Source organism: Nocardiopsis sediminis (assembly GCF_042650565.1).
Taxonomy (GTDB): domain Bacteria; phylum Actinomycetota; class Actinomycetes; order Streptosporangiales; family Streptosporangiaceae; genus Nocardiopsis_B; species Nocardiopsis_B sediminis.
This window is the reverse complement of the sequence record NZ_JBHSBH010000007.1, coordinates 198593-220206: the sequence shown is the minus strand read 5'-3', so window position 1 is coordinate 220206 and position 21614 is coordinate 198593. Positions and strand designations below refer to the sequence as shown.

The 21614-nt window shown below is 73.1% G+C and carries 18 protein-coding genes; all 18 read left to right on the top strand.

Annotated elements, in window-relative coordinates:
• Positions 1 to 12 precede the first annotated feature (12 nt).
• The 18 genes from ACFOVU_RS10015 (at position 13) to dgoD (ending at position 21606) form a co-directional block, all read left to right on the top strand.
• The gene (locus tag ACFOVU_RS10015; protein WP_378532129.1) at positions 13 to 954 is read left to right on the top strand and encodes an ABC transporter permease; all 942 of its coding nucleotides are present in this window, start codon (positions 13 to 15) and stop codon (positions 952 to 954) included.
• Positions 951 to 2786: a dipeptide/oligopeptide/nickel ABC transporter permease/ATP-binding protein gene (locus ACFOVU_RS10010; protein WP_378532127.1), complete on the top strand. Its 1836-nt coding sequence runs from the start codon at positions 951 to 953 to the stop codon at positions 2784 to 2786. Before ACFOVU_RS10015 ends, ACFOVU_RS10010 begins: the two co-directional genes overlap by 4 nt.
• Entirely contained in the window at positions 2783 to 3634 is an 852-nt protein-coding gene (locus ACFOVU_RS10005) for an ATP-binding cassette domain-containing protein (RefSeq protein ID WP_378532125.1), read from the top strand. The genes ACFOVU_RS10010 and ACFOVU_RS10005 overlap by 4 nt, the downstream gene beginning before the upstream one ends.
• 52 nt (positions 3635 to 3686) lie before the next feature.
• Positions 3687 to 4700 (top strand): LacI family DNA-binding transcriptional regulator, encoded by a 1014-nt coding sequence (locus ACFOVU_RS10000; protein WP_378532123.1) that lies wholly within the window; start codon positions 3687 to 3689, stop codon positions 4698 to 4700.
• 115 nt (positions 4701 to 4815) lie between these two features.
• The gene (gene uidA / locus ACFOVU_RS09995) at positions 4816 to 6609 is read left to right on the top strand and encodes a beta-glucuronidase (protein ID WP_378532121.1); all 1794 of its coding nucleotides are present in this window, start codon (positions 4816 to 4818) and stop codon (positions 6607 to 6609) included.
• Between the two features lie 56 nt (positions 6610 to 6665).
• Positions 6666 to 8915, top strand: coding sequence for a glycoside hydrolase family 3 N-terminal domain-containing protein (locus ACFOVU_RS09990; protein WP_378532119.1), 2250 nt, complete (start codon positions 6666 to 6668; stop codon positions 8913 to 8915).
• Positions 8916 to 9046: 131 nt separating this feature from the next.
• On the top strand, positions 9047 to 9700 hold the full coding sequence (locus tag ACFOVU_RS09985) for a TetR/AcrR family transcriptional regulator (RefSeq protein WP_378532117.1): 654 nt from the start codon (positions 9047 to 9049) through the stop codon (positions 9698 to 9700).
• Positions 9697 to 10644, top strand: coding sequence for an ATP-binding cassette domain-containing protein (locus ACFOVU_RS09980; RefSeq protein WP_378532116.1), 948 nt, complete (start codon positions 9697 to 9699; stop codon positions 10642 to 10644). Before ACFOVU_RS09985 ends, ACFOVU_RS09980 begins: the two co-directional genes overlap by 4 nt.
• Positions 10645 to 10661: 17 nt before the next feature.
• Positions 10662 to 11510, top strand: coding sequence for an ABC transporter permease (locus ACFOVU_RS09975; protein WP_378532114.1), 849 nt, complete (start codon positions 10662 to 10664; stop codon positions 11508 to 11510).
• A 34-nt stretch (positions 11511 to 11544) separates the two neighbouring features.
• Entirely contained in the window at positions 11545 to 12735 is a 1191-nt protein-coding gene (locus ACFOVU_RS09970; RefSeq protein WP_378532112.1) for a macrolide family glycosyltransferase, read from the top strand.
• 221 nt (positions 12736 to 12956) lie between these two features.
• Positions 12957 to 13955, top strand: coding sequence for a substrate-binding domain-containing protein (locus ACFOVU_RS09965; RefSeq protein WP_378532110.1), 999 nt, complete (start codon positions 12957 to 12959; stop codon positions 13953 to 13955).
• 58 nt (positions 13956 to 14013) lie between these two features.
• Complete coding sequence (locus ACFOVU_RS09960; RefSeq protein ID WP_378532108.1) at positions 14014 to 15534, top strand: sugar ABC transporter ATP-binding protein; 1521 nt, start codon at positions 14014 to 14016, stop codon at positions 15532 to 15534.
• Between the two features lie 14 nt (positions 15535 to 15548).
• A complete protein-coding gene (locus tag ACFOVU_RS09955; protein WP_378532106.1) occupies positions 15549 to 16562 on the top strand; it encodes an ABC transporter permease in 1014 nt (337 codons plus the stop codon).
• A 30-nt stretch (positions 16563 to 16592) separates the two neighbouring features.
• Positions 16593 to 17684: a zinc-dependent alcohol dehydrogenase family protein gene (locus tag ACFOVU_RS09950; RefSeq protein WP_378532104.1), complete on the top strand. Its 1092-nt coding sequence runs from the start codon at positions 16593 to 16595 to the stop codon at positions 17682 to 17684.
• Entirely contained in the window at positions 17681 to 18895 is a 1215-nt protein-coding gene (locus tag ACFOVU_RS09945) for a DUF4380 domain-containing protein (protein ID WP_378532102.1), read from the top strand. The genes ACFOVU_RS09950 and ACFOVU_RS09945 overlap by 4 nt, the downstream gene beginning before the upstream one ends.
• A 44-nt stretch (positions 18896 to 18939) precedes the next feature.
• Positions 18940 to 19695, top strand: coding sequence for an SDR family NAD(P)-dependent oxidoreductase (locus tag ACFOVU_RS09940; protein WP_378532100.1), 756 nt, complete (start codon positions 18940 to 18942; stop codon positions 19693 to 19695).
• Between the two features lie 25 nt (positions 19696 to 19720).
• Complete coding sequence (locus tag ACFOVU_RS09935) at positions 19721 to 20464, top strand: FadR/GntR family transcriptional regulator (protein WP_378532098.1); 744 nt, start codon at positions 19721 to 19723, stop codon at positions 20462 to 20464.
• Positions 20461 to 21606, top strand: coding sequence for a galactonate dehydratase (gene dgoD, locus ACFOVU_RS09930; RefSeq protein ID WP_378532096.1), 1146 nt, complete (start codon positions 20461 to 20463; stop codon positions 21604 to 21606). Before ACFOVU_RS09935 ends, dgoD begins: the two co-directional genes overlap by 4 nt.
• The last annotated feature ends 8 nt before the right edge of the window (positions 21607 to 21614 follow it).

Here is a 21614-nt window from a genome sequence, read left to right as displayed (position 1 = left end):
AATGGAGCACCTGTGATCCTCTTCGCCCTCCGACGGCTCGGCTCCGGGCTCGTCCTGCTGGTCGTGATCTGCGCGATCGCCTACACCCTGCTCTTCTTCAACGGGAGCAGCATCGCCCGCAACATCGTCGGCGATCAGGCCACCCCCGAGCAGGTCGCGCTCAAGGAGCAGGAACTGGGCCTCGACCAGCCGCTCGCCGTGCGCTTCCTCACCTGGGCCGGCGACGCGCTCGCCGGCGATCTCGGGCGCAGCTGGTTCGGCACGCTCACCGTCGCCGACGCGCTCACCACCAGGTTGCCGGTGACGCTGGCGCTGGTCACGGTGTCGATGGTCCTCGTCACCGTGCTCGCGACCGTCCTCGGAACGGCAGCGGCGGTCAAGCGCGGATGGGTCGACCGCGCCGTGCAGATCGGTGCCGTCGTCGGCGACGCCGTCCCCGGCTTCGTCCTGGCGATCGTGCTGGCCACGCTCTTCGCCGTCCGGCTCCCGGTCTTCCCCGCGGTCAGCAGCATCACACCGGGGGCCGGTGCCGACGCGTGGGTCGCCTCGCTCACGCTGCCGGTGATCGCGATCGTGCTCAACTACGTCACCGCCAGCGCCCAGCAGATCCGCTCGGCCGTGATCGCCCAACGGGACCGCGACTTCGTCCGCACCCTGCGCAGCCGCGGCCTGGGGGAGGGGGAGATCCTCTTCAAGCACGTCCTGCGCGGCGCGGCACCGGCGGGCCTGACCGTGCTGAGCCTGCAATTCGTGGGCCTGCTCGGCGGCGCCGTGATCATCGAGCGGATCTTCGCGATCCCCGGGATCGGCCAGCTCGCCGTCGACGCCACCGTCAACGGCGACATCCCCATCGTGATGGGCGTCGTCCTGTACACGGTCGGCATCGTCATCCTCGTCAACCTGGCCGTCGACCTGGCCAACGGCTGGCTCAACCCGAAGGTGCGCACCTCATGACCTCCACCGACGCGATCGCCCCCGCCGAGCCGGCGACCCGGCACCGGCCCGTCATCGTCCGCGTCCTGCGCAACCCGCTGGGCATCGTCTCGACGGCCGTGCTGGTGCTGATCGTGCTCGCCGCGGTGCTGGCACCGCTGCTCGCCCCCTACGGCCCCAACCACGCCGAGATCGGCGACACGCTCGCGCCGTCGAGCGCCGGGCACCTCCTGGGCACGGACAGCGCGGGGCGCGACGTGTGGAGCCGGCTGCTCTGGGGCGGGCGGCTCACGCTGCTGTCGGCGCTGCTGTGCGCCGTCGTCGCGATCGCGATCGGGCTGCCAGCCGGCCTGATCGCCGGCTACTACGGCCGCGGGTTCGACTCCGCGTCGAGCTGGGCCGCCAATCTGCTGATGAGCCTGCCCGCCATCATCGTGCTGCTGACCGTCCGCACCGCGTTCGGCCCGTCGGTGTGGATCTCCATGGTGGTGTTCGGCGTCCTCATCAGCCCCTCCTACTTCCGGCTGACCCGCACCGCGGTGCAGTCGGTCCGCAATGAGCTCTACGTCGATGCCGCCCGGGCGTCCGGGCTCGGCGACGCGCGCATCATCACCCGTCATGTCATGTCCGTGGTCCGCGCCCCGATCATCATCCAGACCGCGCTCATCGCCGGGGTGGCCATCGGCATCCAGTCCGGTATCGAGTTCCTGGGCCTCGGCAGCCCGCAGGAGCCCACGTGGGGCGCGATGCTGAGCGAGGGGTTCCGCAACATCTACGTCGCACCGACGGTCATGCTGTGGCCCGCGCTGGCGATCGGCCTCACCGTCGCCGCGTTCGTGCTGCTCGGCAACGCACTGCGCGACGCCCTGGAGGACCTCCCCAAGGTGAAGGCCGCCCGCTCGGCCAAGGGCGCCGCCGCGCACGCCGGGGCGGAGGCCGCGCCGCCGGGAACCCTCCACGCGTCCGTCCCCGCCGGCGCCCCCGCCGCAGCCGTGCCCGGCACGGACGGCCACCTCCTCGACGTGCGGGGCCTGGCGATCGGGTACCCGACGTCCGACGGCGCCGTCAAGCGCGTCGTCGACGGAGTGAGCTTCCACGTCGACAAGGGCGAGGTGCTCAGCATCGTCGGGGAGTCGGGGTCCGGGAAGACCCAGACCGCGTTCGCGGTGCTGGGGCTGCTGCCCGACTCGGCGCGGATCGTCGCCGGCGGTATCACCGTCGACGGCGTCGACACGGTCCGGCCCGCGGAGGGCGTCGTGTCCCACGCGCGGCTGCGGGCGCTGCGCGGCACCCGGATCGCCTACGTCCCGCAGGAGCCGATGTCGAACCTGGACCCCAACTACAGCGTCGGCCATCAGCTCAATCGCCCGATGGTGAAACTGCTCGGCCTCAGCCGGGCCGACGCGAAGACGCGTGTCCTGGACCTGCTCGACCGGGTCGGCATCGTGGATCCCCGGCGCACCTACGACCTCTACCCGCACGAGATCAGCGGCGGCATGGCGCAGCGGGTGCTGATCGCCGGGGCGGTCGGCTGCGACCCCGATCTCGTGATCGCCGACGAGCCCACGACCGCGCTCGACGTGACCGTGCAGGCCGAGGTCCTGGAGCTGCTGCGCGGCATGCGCGACGAGCTCGGCGTGGCCATCGTGCTGGTCACCCACAACTTCGGCGTCGTCGCCGACCTCGCCGACCGCGTCGCGGTCATGCAGCACGGGCACATCGTCGAGACCGGCGCCGTGCGCGACGTCCTCGGCTCGCCCCGGCACGCGTACACCCGCACCCTGCTGGACTCCATGCTCGCGGGCAAGGAGCCCCTCACGATGCTGACCGCAACGACAGGAGCGACCGCGTGACGGACAACGTGCTCGACATCGACGGACTGGTCGTCTCCTACCCGGGTAAAGGGCTGCGCCGCCGGCCCGTGGAGATCCTTCACGGCGTGTCCCTGGCGATCCCCGCGGGCCGGACGCTCGGGCTCGTCGGCGAGTCCGGCTCGGGGAAGACGACGATCGGGCGGGCCGTCCTCGGCCTGGCCCCGGTGACCGGCGGCACGATCCGCTTCGACGGCCGGGACATCTCCCGGATCGGCCGCCGTGACCGGGCGCGCATGGCCCGCGACCTCCAGGTCGTGTTCCAGGACCCCTACTCCTCCCTCAACCCCGCGATGCGGGTGGGCGACATCCTGGCCGAGCCCTTGACGATCCAGGGCGTGAGCCGCCGCGACGCCGCCACGCGCGTGCGCGAACTGCTCGACCGGGTCGGCCTGCCCGCCGACGCCGCGGACCGGCTGCCGCGCGAGTTCTCCGGCGGCCAGCGCCAGCGCATCGCCATCGCCCGCGCGCTCGCGCTGCGCCCGCGGCTGATCGTGTGCGACGAGCCGGTCAGCGCGCTGGACCTGACCACCCAGGCGCACGTGCTCGACCTGTTCCTCCAGATCCAGCAGGACACCGGGGTCTCCTACCTGTTCGTCTCCCACGACCTCGACGTGGTCCGCCACATCAGCCACGAGGTCGCCGTCCTCTACCGCGGTGACATCGTCGAGCGGGGACCCGCCGGAGAGGTCACCACGGCCCCGCGGCACCCCTACACGCAACGGCTGCTGCTGGCCTCTCCGCTGTCGGACCCCGACCGGCAGGCCGAACGCCGCGCGCAGCGCATCCGCCTGCGCGACGCCCGGCCGATGACGGCGGATGCCCCGTGATCGCCGGCGGTACGCAGGACGGTGGCGGGCCGATGGCAGGGGGAGTGGCCAGGTGAGTTCCGCGGTCGACGAAGGCCCGCGCCCGGGCGGCCGGCCCAGCGGTGCCCCGACGATCTATGACATCGCACGCCTGGCGGACGTGGACCCGTCGACGGTGTCGCGGGCGCTCAACCGGCCCGGGCGGGTGAACGCCAAGACAGTGGAGCGGATCATGGCCGCCGCCGAGCAGCTGAGGTTCCGGGTGAACCCGATCGCCCGCGCGCTGCCCACCGGGCGCACCCGCACGCTGGCCGTCCTGGTCGCCGACATCACCAACCCCGTGGTGTTCGGCATCATCCGCGGGGCCGCCCAGGAGGCCGCCGCCCACGACTACACGCTGCTCATCGCCGAGTCCGAGGAATCCGGCGAACGCGAGGCGACCGCCGCACGGCGGCTCCTGCACTCCGCGGACGGCCTGATCCTGGCCACCACCCGCCTCGACGACGCCGCCATCCGCGCCCTTGCGCGGGAGAAGCCCCTGGTCACCATCAACCGTGACGTCGGCGGGGCCGTCGTCGGCGTGCTGCCCGACCTGGCCGCCGGGGTCGGCGCCGCCGTCGAGCACCTCGTGGCGCTCGGGCACCGCGTGATCGGCTACCTCCCCGGGCCGGCGACCTCCTGGATCAGCGAACGGCGCCGCGAAGCGATCGAAGAGGCCGTCCGCGCCCGCGATGCGGAGGTCGTCGTGTTCGGCCACACCGCGCCGACCCGGGAGGGCGGCGCCGCCGCTGTGGATGCGCTGGTGCGGTCCCCGGCAACGGCGGTGATCGGCTACAACGACCTGATGATGCTCGGCGTGCTCGCGGCCGGGGCGGAGCGCGGCCTCGACGTGCCCGGCGATCTCAGCCTCATCGGCTTCGACGACATCTTCGGCAGCGACTTCACGACGCCGCCGCTGACAACGGTGCGCATGCCGCTGCTCGAAGCGGGCCGGCGGGCCGTCCGCACCCTGCTGACCTCCGAGAACACGGGTGAACTCCTGCCCACCGAGCTCGTCCTGCGCGCCTCCACCGGACCGCGCACCTAGACCGCCCCGCAGCGACACGCGACGCGCCGGCGCACCGCACGGATGCAACCGGTTGCCAGCGTATCGAGGCCACCATCGACACCACCACCGACCGACCCGCGGACAGGAGACCAGCATGCTCACGCCCCGAACGTCGCGCTCCCGCGACATCCGGCCCCTCGACGGCCTGTGGACCTTCGCCCTCGACCACGAGGCCGGGAGCCGGCCATGGGAGGCCCCGCTGGCGGTGACCCGGCAGGCGCCGGTGCCGGCCAGCTACAACGACGTCTTCACCGACCCCGGGGTCCGTGACCACGTCGGCGTGGCCTGGTACCAGCGCGTCATCGACGTCCCCGCCACGTGGGCGGGTCAGCGGATCGTCCTGCGCGTGGACGCCGCCACCCACGCCGGCACCGTCTACGTGGACGACCACCGGGTCGCCGGGCACCAGGGCGGATACACCCCGTTCGAAGCCGACGTCACCTCCCTGGTCACCCCCGGCGGACGGGCCCGGGTGACGATCGCCGTCGACAACCGCCTGACCTCGGCGACCATCCCGCCCGGCACGGTGACGGTCGATGACAACGGGCGGTCCCGGCAGGTCTACCGGCACGACTTCTTCAACTACGCGGGTCTGCCGCGCAGCGTCCGCCTCTACACGACGCCCATCCGGCACCTCACCGACATCACCGTGCACACCGCCGCCGCCGACGAGCGCACCGCCACCGTCGCCTACACGGTCGGCACCAGCGGTGAACCGGACGGCGTGGCGGTGCGCCTGCGCGACGAGGCCGGCGCCGTGGTGGCGACTGCGCAGGGCGCGACGGGCGAACTGCACGTCGCGCGGCCGCGCCTGTGGCGGCCCGGCGCGCCCTACCTCTACGTGCTGGAGGCTCGATACGGCGATGACGGGGATACCTATGAGCTGCCGGTCGGCATCCGCACGGTGGAGGTCCGCGGGCAGGAGTTCCTCATCAACGGCGAGCCCTTCTACTTCACCGGGTTCGGCAAGCACGAGGACTCCGCCATCCGCGGCAAGGGGCACGACGACGCGCTGATGGTGCACGATTTCGAGCTCATGCGGTGGATCGGCGCGAACTCCTTCCGCACCTCGCACTACCCCTATGCGGAGGAGTGGCTCGACTACGCCGACCGGCACGGCATCGTCGTCATCGATGAGACCGCCGCCGTCGGCCTGCACCTCAACATGGCCGCGGGCCGGCTGGGCTACGCGACCCGGCCCACGTTCTCGCCCGACGCGATGAACGACGCCACCCGCGACGCGCACGCGCAGGCGATCCGCGAGCTGATCGCCCGCGACAAGAACCACCCGAGCGTGGTGATGTGGTGCATCGCCAACGAGCCGGCGTCGGCCGAGCAGGGTGCACGCGAGTACTTCGAGCCGCTGGTGGCCCTCACGCGGGGGCTGGACGACACCCGGCCGGTCACCTTCGCCAACCAGGGCGATGCCCGCTACGACACGGACCGGATCGCCGACCTGTTCGACGTGGTCTGCCTCAACCGGTACTTCGGCTGGTATGCGGACACCGGCGACCTGGGCGCGGCGGAGGCCCACCTGGAGGAGGAGCTGCGCGGGTGGGCGGCCGCCTACGACAAGCCGATCGTCTTCACCGAGTACGGCGTCGACACCCTCTCGGGGCTGCACAGCGTGCTTCCCGGGCCGTGGAGCGAGGAGTACCAGATCGACTTCCTCGAGATGTACCACCGGGTGTTCGACCGGATCCCGGCCGTGACCGGTGAGCAGATCTGGAACTTCGCCGACTTCCAGACCACCAGCGGCGTGCACCGCGTCGACGGCAACAAGAAGGGCGTGTTCACCCGCGACCGCCGCCCGAAGTCCGTTGCCCGGGTACTGAAAGAGCGCTGGACCGCGATGCGGGCGGCGCGGGCGCAGAGCGGCCATTCGTGACCGCCGGCGATGCCCGGGCCATCGTCCGCGCGACGACACCACGCAACGGAGGAAGCATGAACGCAGCCGACCCCGAGCCGTCGAGAGTGGACGGCCTCCTCGCTGAGATGACCGTCCCCGAGAAGGTGGGGCAGCTCATCCAGTACTTCCACTTCGACCTGCCCGCCGGCGCGAGCACGGACGGCGGCCCCGAGTTCGACGCCGCGGCGCAGCCGCGCGGTGCCGAGGCGGCCCTGGACCGCGGGGGAGCGGGTGCGCTGCTGTTCGTCTCCGATCCCGCTGCCGTGAACCGGCTCCAGGCGCGTGCGATCGAGGGGAACCGGCTCGGGATCCCCGTGCTGTTCGGGTTCGATGTGATCCATGGGCTGCGCACGATCATGCCCGTCCCGCTCGCCCTGGCGGCGTCGTGGGACGCCGGGCTCATCGAGCGCGCCCAGTCGGTCGCGGCCGCCGAGGCCCGCGCCGTCGGCATCCACTGGGCGTTCGCCCCGATGGTCGACATAGCGAGGGACCCGCGGTGGGGGCGGATGGTCGAGGGCGCGGGGGAGGACCCCTACCTGGGCGGTGTCGTCGCGGCCGCGCAGGTGCGGGGCCTGCAAGGGGCGGGGGTGGGCGCCGGGTCCGGCCGCATCCTCGCCGGGCCCAAGCACTTCGCCGCCTACGGGGCCGCCCTGGGGGGACGCGACTACGACGAGGCCGACGTGTCCGAGCAGGAGCTGTGGAACGTCTACCTGCCTCCGTTCAAGGCGGCCATCGACGCGGGGGCGGCCAACATCATGTCGGCGTACATGCCGCTCAACGGGGTCCCTGCCACCGGGAACCGGTGGCTGCTGACCGATGTGCTGCGCGAGGCACTGGGCTTCGACGGGTTCGTGGTGAGCGACGCCAACGCCGTCCGTGACCTGGCGACCCACCACTTCGCCGACGGGCTCGACGACGCCGGCGTGCGCGCCCTGGGCGCGGGCGTCGACCTGGAGATGGCGATCGCCGATCCGGCGTTCGACCGCCTCGTCGCCGCGGTCGAGAGCGGTGAGGTCCCGATCGAACGGGTCGACGCGAGTGTGCGGCGCATCCTGGGCGCCAAGGAGCGGCTGGGCCTGTTCGACCGGCCCTACGTGGACGAGGACCGGGCGCGCACGGTGCTGGCCGATCCGTCCCATCGGGCCGTCGCGCGGGAGGCGGCGGCACGCTCTGCGGTCCTGCTGCGCAACGAGGGGGCGCTGCTCCCCCTCGCCGCGCAGGACGGCGGTTCGATCGCGGTGATCGGCCCCCTCGCCGACTCGCGCCGCGACACCCTCGGGCCGTGGGTGTTCGACTTCGACCTGGACGAGACCGTCACGATCCTTGAGGGGATCCGCGACCGCGCCGGCGACGGGGCCGAGGTCTCCTACGCGCGGGGGATCGCCGAGCCGGGCCGGCTGTTCCCCTCGATGTTCGAGATGTTCGCGGGCGGCGGCCCGGCCGCGGAGGAGGACTTCGACGAGGATGCGGAGTTCGCCCGCGCCGTCGCGGCCGCCGCTGCGGCCGACGTCGCGATCGTCGTGCTCGGCGAGCAGCAGGACAAGATCGGTGAAGGCGCGTCGCGGTCGTCGCTCGCGTTTCCCGGGCGCCAGCAGGAGCTGCTGGAGGCCGTCGTCGCCACCGGTACCCCGGTCGTCCTCCTCGTCATGAGCGGGCGCCCGCTCGATCTGGTCTGGGCGGCGGGCAGCGTCCCCGCGATCTTCCAGGTCTGGTACCCGGGCACGCAGGGCGGCGCCGCAGTGGCCGACCTGCTCTTCGGCGACGCGGACCCCGGCGGCAGGCTGCCGTTCACCTGGCCGCGGTCGGTGGGGCAGGTGCCCATCCACTACGCGGCCACCCGGTCCCACGACCCGAAGAACCGGCACCGCCGCTACTGGGACGACCCCAGCAGCCCGTTGTTCCCTTTCGGGTTCGGGCTGAGCTACGCGTCCTTCGAGTACGGCCCGCTCACCGTCGACCGCGACACGATCGCGCTCGACGGCACCGTGCACGTCTCCGTCGACATCGCGAACGTGTCCGATCGCGCCGGGACCGAGACCGCGCAGCTCTACCTCCACCAGCGGTCCGGGTCCTCGGCGCGGCCGCTGCGGCTGCTCAAGGGCTTTCGCCGGGTGAGGCTCGACGCCGGGCAGAGCGCCACCGTCACCTTCCCCGTAGGCCCGGACGAGCGCCGCTACTGGAGCACCGCGGCACGCGAGTGGGTCCTCGAACCGGGCGCGTTCGACGTGTGGGTCGGTGCCGACGCGGCCACCGGGCCGGGGGCGGAGTTCAGCGTGTCCCGCTGATCCGAGGACGTCGTACCCGCAGGGCCTCTTGGCGGTTCGAAGGTCGCGCGACCGCACGAGCGCCGGGAGGCCCTGCCGGCGCACCCGCATGGCATTTGACTGAGTGAGTACTCACTCATAAGCTCCATGGCATGAGTGAGCAACAACCCCGGCGCCGGGCCTCCGCGATGGCGCCCGACGAGCGGCGCGAGGCGATCGTGCAGGCGACCCTCCCGCTGCTGGCCCAGCACGGCGCCAACATCACCACCCGCCAGATCGCCCAGGCCGCCGGGATCGCGGAGGGCACCGTCTTCCGCGCCTTCCAGGACAAGGACGAACTCCTGGACGCCTGCGTGACGGCGGCCTTCCGCAGCGACGAGGTGTGCGCCGCGATCCGGCGGCTTCCCACCGAAGGGGACGTCGCCACCCGGCTCACCGAGGCCGCGCTGCTCGTCCACGACGACTTCGCGCGCCTCGGCGACCTGATCCAGGTCCTGGTCACCAGCGGCCACGACATCCGCAAGCACAAGCCGCCCATGCGCCCCGGCGGCCGCGGTCCCCGGCCCCCGATGGACTACGTCGACGACGTCTCCACCGCGATCGCCTCCGTGCTGGCCCAGCACGGCGAACACTTCCGGGTCCCGGCCGACGAGCTCGCCCGGATGACGATCCCCCTCGTGGCGGGGCCCGGCTTCACCACCGGGCACCAGGACCGCCGGGCCGCCGTGCGCACCCGCATCGACGTGCTGCTGCACGGGGCCCTGACGGACACCGACGACCACGACACCCCGGGAGGATCCCGTTGAGCGAGTCCATCATCGACGTCCGCAACGTCAGCAAGCGGTTCGGCACCGTCACCGCCCTCGACGACGTCAGCCTCCAGGCCCCGCAGGGCAGCGTCCTCGGCCTCCTCGGCCACAACGGCGCGGGCAAGACCACGCTGATCAACATCCTCAGCACGCTCCTGCCGCCCAGCAGCGGCACCGCGCGCGTCGCCGGGTTCGACGTGGTCGCCCAGCGCCGCGAGGTCTGCGCCCGCGTCGGCCTGACCGGCCAGTTCGCCTCGGTGGACGAACAGCTCTCCGCACACGAGAACCTGGTGCTGATCGCGCGGCTGCTCGGCGCGAGCCGGCGGGAGGCTCGGCAGCGCGCCGACGAACTGCTGGCGACCTTCGACCTCACCGAGGCGGCCAAGCGGCCCGTGAGCGGCTACTCCGGCGGCATGCGGCGGCGGCTCGACCTGTCCGCGAGCCTGGTGGGGCGTCCGGACGTGGTCTTCCTGGACGAGCCGACCACCGGCCTGGACCCGGTGAGCCGGCTGAACCTGTGGCAGATCGTGGAGACCCTGGTCGCCGACGGCACCACCGTGCTGCTGACCACCCAGTACCTCGACGAGGCCGACCGCCTGGCCGACACCATCACCGTGCTCTCCGCGGGCAAGGTCGTCGCAGCGGGCACCGCCGCGGAGCTGAAGGCACAGGTCGGCCAGCGCACGGTGACCGCGACCCTCGCCGATCCCGGCGACCTCGCCGAGGCGCTGCGCGCCCTCGCCGCCGCCGGTTTCACGCCCACCCACGACGAGCAGCGCAACGCGCTCACCGTGCCGGTAACGGCGTCCCGGGAGCTGGCCGGCGTCGTCCGTGCCCTGGACGAGTCCGGCATCGAGGTCGGCGACCTCGGCCTGGGCGAGCCGACCCTGGACGACGTCTACCTCACCCTCGCCCACCAGCCCGACCCGGCCGCGGCCTGAACCCGATGGGAAACCCGATGACCACCACCACCACGAGAACAAGCGCCCCCGCAGCGGGCGAGCGGCCGGCGGCGGCGCGCCGCGACTGGCACGGCGCCGGCTTCGCCACCCAGGTCCGCGTGCTCACCGGCCGGTCGCTGCGCGCCATGGTCAAGGACCCGCAGGTCGTCATCTTCAGCCTGTTGCAGCCGCTGATCATGCTGGTGCTGTTCAGCCAGGTCTTCGGCCAGGCGATGCTGGGCAGCGTCGCCGAGCAGGGCGACAGCTACATCAACTACCTGATGCCCGCCATCCTCGTCACCACCGGCATCGGTGCTTCGATGCAGTCCGGTGTCGGGCTGATCACCGACATGAAGAACGGGGTGATCGCCCGGTTCCGGTCGCTGCCCATCGGGCTGAGTTCGGTGCTGATCGCCCGCAGCCTGTCCGATCTGGCCCGGACCGCGGCACAGCTGGTCGTCCTGCTGCTCGTGGCGACCGTGCTGTTCGGGTTCACCCCCGCGGGCGGCCTGGGCGGCGTGCTCGCGGCCACACTGCTGGCGCTGCTCGTGGCCTGGGCGCTGACCTGGGTCTTCCTGGCCATCGCCACCTGGGTGCGCAAGGAGGAGGTCATGCAGAGTATCGGCTTCCTGGCGATGTTCCCGCTGATGTTCGCCTCCAGCGCCTTCGTCCCACTGGACACGCTCCCGGCCTGGCTGCGGGTTATCGCGCAGGTCAACCCGCTCACCTACGCCGTGGACGCATCCCGCAACCTCGCGCTCAGCCTGCCCGTCGGCAGCGGCGTGGTCATGGCCGTGGCCACCAGCGCCGTGCTGTGCCTGGCCGGGATCGCCTTCGCCGTCAAGGGTTTCCGCCGGCCGCTGTAACCCGGCCCCTTACGAGCCCGAAAGAGAGAGACCCATGCACTTCGCCTTCTCCAGCATGCCCGCCCACGGGCACATCAACCCGACGCTGCCGCTGGTTCGGGAGCTCGTGCGCCGCGGCCACCGCGTCAGTTACGCCGTGAACGAGGGGTTCCACCCCGCCGTCGCATCTGCCGGAGCGACCCCGCTGTCCCTGCCCGGCGAGATGCCCGGGCCCGGCGCTATGCCCGATCCGTCTTCGGGGTTCGACCCCGCTTTCATGGGCCGCATGCTGGACTTCTTCGTCGGCATGACCCGCGATGGCGTGGCGGCCCTGGAGGAACATCTCGCGGCGGACCGGCCGGACGCGGTGTGCTACGACTCGATGGACATGGTCGGCCGCTTCACCGCCGAGCGGCTCGGCCTGCCCGGCGTCGCGCTGTACGCCAGCCACGCCTCCCACGAGAACCTGTCGCTGCGCGACCTCCTGCCCGGCGATTCGGCCGGCAACCCTGTGACGATGGTCCTTCCGCTGCTGCAACAGTCGAGCGAGCGCCTCGCCGCCGAGCTGGGCGTCACGCCGGTCAGCCCGATGGAGGGCGCGCCGGCGCCGCTCAACATCGTGTTCATCCCCCGCGATTTCCAGGTCGCCGGGGACACCTTCGACGAGCGCTTCCACTTCGTCGGCCCCTCCATCGGCGCCCGCGCCGGCGACGACGGCTGGCAGGCGCCCGAACCGGGCGAGCGGCTGCTGTTCATCTCGCTGGGCACCGGTTTCAACAACCAGCCGGGCTTCTTCGGGGCCTGCCTGGAGGCCTTCGGCGACGGCGCGTGGCGGGTGGCGATGGCGATCGGCGACCGGGTCGACGCCGCCGAACTGGGCCGTGCGCCGGATAACTTCGACATCCGCCCCTACTTCCCGCAGCCCGCGGTGCTGCGCCGCGCCGACGTGTTCCTCACGCACGCCGGGATGAACTCCACGATGGAGTCCCTGTACTTCGGCGTTCCGATGGTCGCGGTGCCGCAGATGGCCGAGCAGGAGGCCAACGCCCGCCGGTCCGAGGAGCTGGGGTTCGGGCTCCGGCTCCGGATGGCCGACATCTCGGCGGACCTGCTGCGCCGCAGCGTCGACGGTGTCCACGCCGACCAATGGATCCGCGGCAACGTCACGGAGATGGGCAAGAAGCTGCGCGCCACGGACGGGGCCGCCGCGGCGGCCGACGCACTCGAAGCCCACCTGGCGGACTGACCCGCCGCGGATACCCGGCCGGGCCACGACGCCGCCCGGACGCTGCGCGTGCCTCCGTGCACCGTGGGCGTCCGGGCCGCCGTGTGCCCCACGGCACTCGAAAAATAATTAATTACTATTTATTATTGACGTTACCTAGGTCACTCTGTCATGCTCTCCGACAGTTCGAGGACGACGTCCGCGCAGGTGAGCGCGTGCGCCCTATGTCGAGGAGGACCCCCATGGGCAGACGACCCCCGCGCCCGCCGGGACGCGCGCTCGCCGCCTTCAGCGCCGCCCTGTGCGTGCTGCTGCTCGCCGGGTGCGGCGCGCGGCTCGGCGAGGACGGCCGGATCGGCGTCGTCTACATGGACGCACAGGGCTTCTACGCCGGCGTCCGCCAGGGCATGCAGGACTACGCCGGGGAGTCCGGGCGCGAGCTCCAGCTCCTGGAGCTCAACGCCCGCGGGGACGCCTCCGAGGAGAGCACCTTCGTCGACGTCGCCTCGTCGGCCGGCGTCGACGCCCTGGTCCTGTCGCCGGTCTCGGCCACCGCCTCGATCCCGGCCGTGCGCCTGGCGCATGACAGCGGCGTGCCGGTGGTCTGCTACAACACCTGCATCGAGGACGAGGCCGCCCGGCAGTACGTGACCTCCTACGTCCTGGGCGACCCCCACGAGTTCGGGCGCCTGCTCGGCGAGGCCGCCGCCGACCACTTCGAGGGCGAGGGCGTGGCGGATCCCCGGATCGCCGTCCTCAACTGCGAGTTCGTCGAGGTCTGCGTGCAGCGCCGCGAAGGCTTCGAGGAGGCGCTCACCGGCCGCCTGCCCGGCGCGCAGATCGTCGCCAACCAGGAGGGCGCCACCATCGACGAGGCCGTCGACGTGGGCGAACGGCTCCTCACCGCCCACCCCGACCTCGACGCCTTCTACGGCGAGGCGGGCGGCGCCACCATGGGCGCGGTCCGCGCCGTGGGCAACCGGGGCAAGGAGGGGGAGGTCGTGGTCTTCGGCAGCGACATGTCCACCGACGCGGCCCGCGCGCTGTCCGACCACCGGATCCTCAAGGCCAACGTCGACATCTCCGGCACGGCGGTGGGGCTCCTGGCGGGGGAGACCGTCGCGCGCATCATCGCGGGCGACACCTCCGAGGAGTTCATCACCCCGGCGCCCATCGACCTCTACACCACGCCCGAGGACGGCGAGGAGTGGCTGGAGGCGCACCCGGACGGCATCCCCTGATGCCCCGGCCTCCGACGCCCCACCCCGCCCACTCTTCGTCCCACCTTCGGAGCACCCCATGAGCGACACCCCCGCCGCGACGGCGCCCGGCCCCCAGGTCGTGGCCCGCGTCCGCGGCGCGACCAAGAGCTACCCCGGAGTCACGGCACTGGACCGCGCCGACTTCGAGATCCGCGCCGGCGAGGTCCGCGCCCTCCTCGGGCGCAACGGGGCCGGCAAATCCACCCTGATCCGCCTGCTGTCGGGCGTGGAGGCGCCCGACGAGGGCGAGATCGAGATCGGCGGCCACCCGCTCGGCCAGGGCGGGATCCGCGGGGCCGCCAAGCTCGGCGTGGGCACCGTCTACCAGGAGCTCAGCCTCGTCCCGGAGCTGTCGGCCGCGGAGAACCTCTACCTCGGCTCCTGGCCCAAGGCGGGCGGGCGCATCGACTACGGCGCCATGCGGGCCGGCGCCGAGGAGGTCTTCGCCGAACTCGGCGTCGCCATCTCCGCCGCGACCCGGGTCGGCGAGCTCCCCCTGGCCCAGCAGCAGCTCGTGGAGATCGCGCGCGCCTTCCGGGCGCGGCCCCGGCTGCTGATCCTGGACGAGCCCACCAGCGCCCTCGCCGCAGCCGAGGCCGAGGCCGTCCTGGAGGCCGTCACGCGCGTCGCCGCCCGCGGCGTGGGCGTCATCTACGTCAGCCACCGCCTCGACGAGATCCGCCGGGTCGCCGACACCGTCACCGTCATGCGCGACGGCGCGGTCGTGGAGACCGTGCCCGTCCGCGGCGCCACCACCGCCCGCATCGTCTCCCTCATGCTCGGCCACGAGGGCGAAGAGGCGCAGGCCGCGCCGCGGCGCCGCGCCCCCGCCTCCGTGGCTCCGCTGCTGTCGGTCCGCGATCTGGCGGTCCCGCCCAAGGTCGAGAGCGTCTCCTTCGATCTGCACCCCGGCGAGGTCCTGGGCCTGGGCGGGCTCATGGGATCCGGGCGCACCGAGCTGCTGCGCGCGCTGGCCGGTTTCACCCCGTCGCGGGGCACCGTGGAGGTGGACGGGTCCCCGGTGGCCCGCCCCACCCCGCGCACCATGCGGCGCCTGGGCGTGGGCATCACCCCCGAGGACCGCAAGGGAGAGGGCGTGGTCCCCCTCCTCGGCGTCTCCGAGAACATGGTCATGAGCTGGTTCGGCGGGGCCTCGCAGGCCGGAACCGTGCTCCCCTCGCGCGTGTCGTCCATCGGCGGCGACCTCATCGGCCGGCTGTCGATCAAGGCGGCCCGGCCCGACACCCCGATCGTCAACCTCAGCGGCGGCAACCAGCAGAAGGCCGTCATCGGCCGCTGGCTGCACGCCGGAAGCCGCATCCTGCTCCTGGACGAACCCACCCGCGGCGTGGACGTGGAGGCCAAGGCCCAGATCTACGGCATCGTCCGCGAGCTCGCCGAGCAGGGCGCCGCGGTGCTCTTCGTCTCCAGCGAGCTGGAGGAGCTGCCGCTGGTGTGCGACCGCGTGCTGGCCCTGCGCGCCGGACGCCTGCACGGCGAGTTCACCGGCGACGACATCACCCTGGACAACATCATGGCCGCCGCGATGGCGGCGTGAACGGCGAGGTAGCAATGACCACGACCACCACCACGGCCGCCGGCGAGGCGGTCCCCGCCCGCGGCGGCTTCATCGGGCGCTACGGCAGCCGGCTCAACGAGATCGGCCTCCTGGCCGCCATCCTGATCCTCTACATCGTCCTCGGCGCCACCGCCTCGGGGTTCCTGAGCCTGGACAACCAGCTCGGCCTCCTGCGCAACGCCGCGACGATCGGCATCGCCGCCTGGGGCGTCACCCTGGTGATCATCGCCGGGGAGATCGACATCAGCATCGGCCCGGCCGTCGCCTTCGCCTCGGTCATCGCCGCCAAGGGCGCCACCGAATGGAACCTGGGCGTGATCGGCGCCATCGTGGTCACCCTGGCCATGGGGGTGCTGTGGGGCGCCCTCGCCGGATGGCTCAGGGCCCGGTTCAACGTGCCGTCCTTCATCACCACGCTGGGGCTGTGGAGCGTGCTGGGCGGCCTGGCCCTGTACATGACCGACGCGCTGCCCGTGCCGCTGCCCCAGAGCGGCCTGCTCGACGTGCTCGGCGGATCCGTTCTGGGCGTGCCCACCGCCGCGGTGGTCATGCTCGTGCTCTTCGCGGTCTTCGCCTACATCGCCAACTACACCGCCTACGGGCGGTCCGTCTACGCCACCGGGGGCAACGCCGCGGCCGCGCAGCTCGCCGGGCTCAACGTCGCCCGGGTGCGCGTCCTGCTGTTCGCCACCACCGGCCTGCTCTCCGCCATCACCGGCGTGCTGCTCGCGGCCCGCCTGGGCTCGGGCAACGGCGGCGCAGCGGCGGGGCTGGAGTTCGACGTGATCGCCGCCGTCGTCATCGGCGGCACCGCGCTCGCGGGCGGGCGCGGCTCGCTCGGCGGCACGTTCCTGGGCGTCGTCTTCATCACCGTCATCGCCAACGGCCTGGTGCTGCTCGGCGTCAACTCCTTCTTCCAGGACGTGGTGCGCGGCCTCATCATCGTCGGGGCCGTCCTGATCAACGTCGTCATCAGCCGGCGCAGCGCCGCCACCCGGCTCGCCTAGTCCCGGCCCGAAACGGGGGAATCTCCACTCATGAACGCAACGGCCTTCGGCACCTCGCCGCCCGCGACCATGCGCGGTGTGCGCCTGCCCGGCGACTCCACCGCGGCCGTGGACACCCTGCCCGTGCCCGAGCCGGGGCCGGGCCAGGTACTGCTGAGGATCGGCGCCTCGGGCATCTGCGGCAGCGACATCGGCTACATCTACCGCGAGCACAAGACGCACCGGGGCATCGACGGCCCCGCCTACCGGGGCGTCGTCGCCGGCCACGAGCCCTCGGGGACCATCGTGCAGGCCGGCCCGGGGTGCCGCAGGTTCGGCCCGGGCGACCGGGTCATCGTCTACCACATCGCCGGCTGCGGCCGGTGCGACAACTGCCGCCGCGGCTACATGATCAGCTGCACGGATCCGGGCCGGGCCGCCTACGGCTGGCAGCGCGACGGGGGCCACGCCGAATACCTGCTGGCGGAGGAGTCCACCTGCGTCCCCCTGCCCGACGAGCTCTCCTTCGTGGACGGCGCGCTCATCGCCTGCGGGTTCGGCACCGCCTACGAGGGCCTGCGGCGCATCGCGGTCAACGGCGACGGCGACCTGCTCGTCGTGGGCCTGGGACCGGTCGGCCTGGCGGCGGGCATGATCGGCCGGGGCATGGGGGCGGCCCGTGTCATCGGGGTCGAGCCCAACCGGCGGCGCCGGGAGTGGGCCGCCGCCCTGGACGTCTTCGACGCCCTCGCCTCCCCTGAGGAGGCGGCCGAGGAGATCGGCCGGGCCACCGCCGGACGGGGCGCGGCCACGGCCATCGACTGCTCCGGGTCGCGCGCGGGCCGCTCCCTGGCCCTGGAGGGCGCGGCCGAATGGGGCCGGGTCTCCCTGGTCGGCGAGGGCGGCACCCTGGAGACCGAGGTGTCGGACACCCTCCTGCACAAGCAGCTCACCCTCTACGCCTCCTGGGTGACCTCGCTGCCCGCCATGGCCGAGCTGTCGGTGAACCTGGTCAGGTGGGGCCTGTCCCCGGAGCGGGTGGTCTCCGACCGCTTCGGCCTCGCCGAGGCCGACGCCGCCTACCGGCTCGCCGCGGGCGAGAGCAGGGGCAAGGTGTGCCTGGTCAACGGGGAGGGGCGGTGAGCGCCCCCGTCGAGATCCGGCGCGATGGCTCCGGCGCGCAGGAACTGGTGGTGCTCGACAACGGGGTCATCCGGCTTGTGGCGGCCCCCGGGCTGGGCGGCCGGGTCCTGTCCGTGCGCCACCGCGGCCGCGAGCACCTCTACCGCAACCCCCGCCTGCTGGGCGAGGACCTCCGGCCCATGGCGGGTGTGGCGCTGGGCCCGGTGGAGGGGCCGATGAGCGCGTGGAACAACGTCGGCGGCGACAAGACCTGGCCCGCGCCCCAGGGGTGGGACGGCCCCGGCCAGTGGGCCGGTCCACCCGACCCGGTCCTGGACTCCGGCGCCTACACCGCCGAGGCCGCCTGTGCCCCCGACGGCTCCGCCGTGCTCACCCTCACCAGCGGCGACGACCCGCGATCGGGCCTGCGCCTGCGCCGGCGCCTCACACTGGAGCCCGGCACCGCCGGCTACCGGCTGGACCTGGAAGCGCTCAACGTCTCCGATACCCACCGCCGGTGGGCGCTGTGGAACGTCACCCAGATCGACGGAGCCCCCGCCGCGGGCGACGGCGCCGGCGGCGTCTACATCGGAGTCCGGGGGCCGGGCCCCCACACCGTGCCGCTCATCGCGGGCAACGGCCACCCGCGGGTTCTGGAGCACACGCCCTCGGCGGTGCGGGTGCCCCCGCAGGACGTCGTCGGCAAGGCAGGCTTCCCCACGGCCTCGGGGTGGCTGGCCAACGTCGGCGCAGCGGGCACCCTGACCCTGCGCTTCGACGTCAGTGAGGGGGCCGAGTACCCCGACGAGGGATCGCGGGCCGAGGTGTGGCTGGAGGCGCCGGTGGAGCGGCCATTGGAGCATCTGGGCGGGTTGCGCCCGGTCGACCGCGTGACCGAGGTCGAAGCTCTGGGCCCGCTCACCGAGCTCCCACCGGGAGCAGGCACCGCCCTGCGCATCGGGTTCGGCTTCGGCACGGGCACGCAGCCGGTGGCCGAGGTGACCCCCGACGGGTTCTGGAGCCGACCGCCCCGCTGGGGCGCGCAGGAGCCCGGGGGACGGCGCCTGACCGGGGCCTTCACCGCCTGGCGCGCCGGCACCCTGGTCCACGGCGCCTCCGGCCGCACGCTCGCGCGGACCCGCCCCGGCGAACCGGCACCCTTCGATGCCCTGGTCCCCGACCCTGGCACCGGCACCGCACCCGCCGTCGTCTTCGCACCGGCGGTCCCGTGACCGAACGGCCCGGAACGGGCACACACACCAGCCAACGGAGAGACATGACGGATTCCAAGCACGACGGAGTGACGGCCGTGGTCACCGGCGCGGCGCAGGGCATCGGGGAGGCCACCGCCCGCCGGCTGGCGGCCGAGGGCGCCTCGGTGGTGCTGACCGACTTGTCCCCGCGCCTGGACGATGCGGCCGAACGCATCCGTGCGCAGGGCGGGCGCGCCCTGGCGGTGCGCGCCGACGTGAGCGACGAGGACGCCTGGGGCGGCGTTGTGGAGTCGGCCCGCAGCGCCTTCGGGCCGGTCGGCGTCCTGGTCTCCAACGCCTACACCGTCGAACAGGCGCCCGCCCACGCGACCTCGCTCGGCTCCTGGGAGCGCCAGCTCGCCGTCAACCTCACGGGGGCCTTCCTGGGCGTGCGCGCCTGCCTGGGCGACCTCTCGGCCAACGGCGGCAGCGTCGTCATCACCTCATCGGTCCACGCCTGGTTCGGGCTCCCCGGCCGCCCGGCCTACGCCACCACCAAGGGCGGCCTCACCGCCCTCACCCGCCAGCTCGCCGTCGAGTACGGGCCGCGCGTGCGCGTCAACTGCGTCCTGCCCGGCCCCATCCTCACCGCCGCCTGGGAAGACGTGGACGAGGAGGACCGCCGCGCCAGCGTCGCCCAGACCGCAGCCGGCCGCTTCGGCGACCCCGGCGAGGTCGCCTCCGTCATCTCCTTCCTCGCCTCCGCGGACGCCTCCTACGTCACCGGGGTGAGCCTGCCGGTGGACGGAGGGTGGAGTATCTACAAGGCGTCATCGTGACGGGGCGCCTGGAACGGAGGAACTGATGGCGGCCTACTCGGTGCGCGGCGTGCACGGCCAGACGGTGCGGCTGCTGGGGGAGCGCGTGCTCTCTGGCCGGATCGGCGAGGGGGCGACGATCGACCTGGCCGAGCTCAGCGAGGAGCTCGGGCTGAGCCTCACCGCGATCCGCGAGGCGATCAAGGTCCTGGCGGCCAAGGGGCTGGTGGGCTCACGCCAGAAGAAGGGGACGTTCGTGCGTCCGCGCCGCGACTGGAACCTGCTCGACCCCGACGTGGTCCGCTGGCAGATCGCCGCCGGGGCGGGCGACGTCTTCTTCCGGGACCTGGCCGAGCTCCGCGACGCCCTGGAGCCCTCCGCGGCCCTCCTCGCGGCCCGGCGCCGCACCGACGCCGACGTCGCCGAGCTGCGGGCGGCGCTCGTGGACATCGACGACACCGCAGGCGGCCAGACGGCCGAGGAGGCCGAGGCGGCCGCGCAGGCCGACCTGCGCTGGCACCGCGCACTGCTGGCGGCCACGCACAACGAGCTGTACGCCCGCACCGATGTCTTCTTCGCCGCGGGGCTCTCCGAACGCGACCGCCTGGTCCACGGGGGCGTCCACCGCGACCCGGTGCCCAGCCATGCCCGCGTCACCGAGGCCGTGGCCGCGGGCGACCCCCTCGCCGCCGAGGCCGCCATGCACGCCCTGCTGGCCCAGGCCAGGGAGGACCTGAGCCGCATCACCGAGAACCCCGTACCCGACGACGATCCGGAGAGACCGCAGTGAAGATCACCCGCATCGAGACGTTCCTCGTCCCGCCCCGGTGGCTGATGGTCCGGGTGGAGACCGACGACGGCGTCGTCGGCTGGGGCGAGCCCGTGGTGGAGGGGCGGGCGGAGACCGTGCGGGCCGCGGTCGGCGAACTGTCCGAACTCCTCCTGGGCCAGGACCCCACGCCGATCGAGCACCACTGGCAGCGCCTCACCAAGGCCTCGTTCTACCGGGGCGGGCCGGTGCTCTCCAGCGCGGTCGCCGGGCTCGACCAGGCGCTGTGGGACATCGCGGGCAAGCGCCTGGGCGTCCCCGTGCACCAGCTCCTCGGCGGCCCCGTCCGCGACCGGGTGCGCGTGTACGGCTGGGTCGGCGGCGACGACCACGCCGAGCTGGCGGAGGGGGTCGCCGCCCGCGTGGAGTCCGGGCTGACCGCCGTGAAGATGAACGCGTCGGGGGCGATGGGGCGCTCGGCCACCGTCCGCGAGATCGACGGCGTCGTGGAGCGGCTGGCCAGGGTGCGCGAGGTGCTTGGGCCGGATCGGGACGTGGCGGTGGACTTCCACGGCCGCTTCAACGCGGCCACCGCCCGCCGGGTCCTGCCCCTGCTGGAGCCACTGCGCCCCATGTTCGTGGAGGAGCCCGTCCTGCCCGAGTACGGGCACCTGCTCGACGAGGTCGTCCGCTCCAGCCCGGTGCCCATCGCCACTGGGGAGCGCCTGTTCAGCCGGAGTGACTTCCTGCCCGCGCTCCAGGCGGGCATCGCGGTCGCCCAGCCCGACCTCTCCCACGCGGGCGGGATCTCCGAGGTGCGCAGGATCGCCTCCCTCGCCGAGACCTACGACGCCCTCCTGGCCCCGCACTGCCCGCTGGGCCCCCTGGCCCTGGCCGCGAGCCTCCAGATCGCCTTCGCCACGCCCAACTTCCTCATCCAGGAACAGAGCATCGGTATGCATTACAACCGGGACGCCGAAGTGCTCGACTACGTCCTCGACACGGACGTCTTCGCGTTCCCGGACGGGCACATCCGCCGCCCCGAGGCCCCGGGGCTGGGCGTGAGCGTGGACGAGGACGCCGTGCGCCGGGCGGACCGGACGGGCCACCGCTGGAGGGCACCGGTGTGGAGCCACCCGGACGGATCCTTCGCTGAGTGGTGAGACGGGAG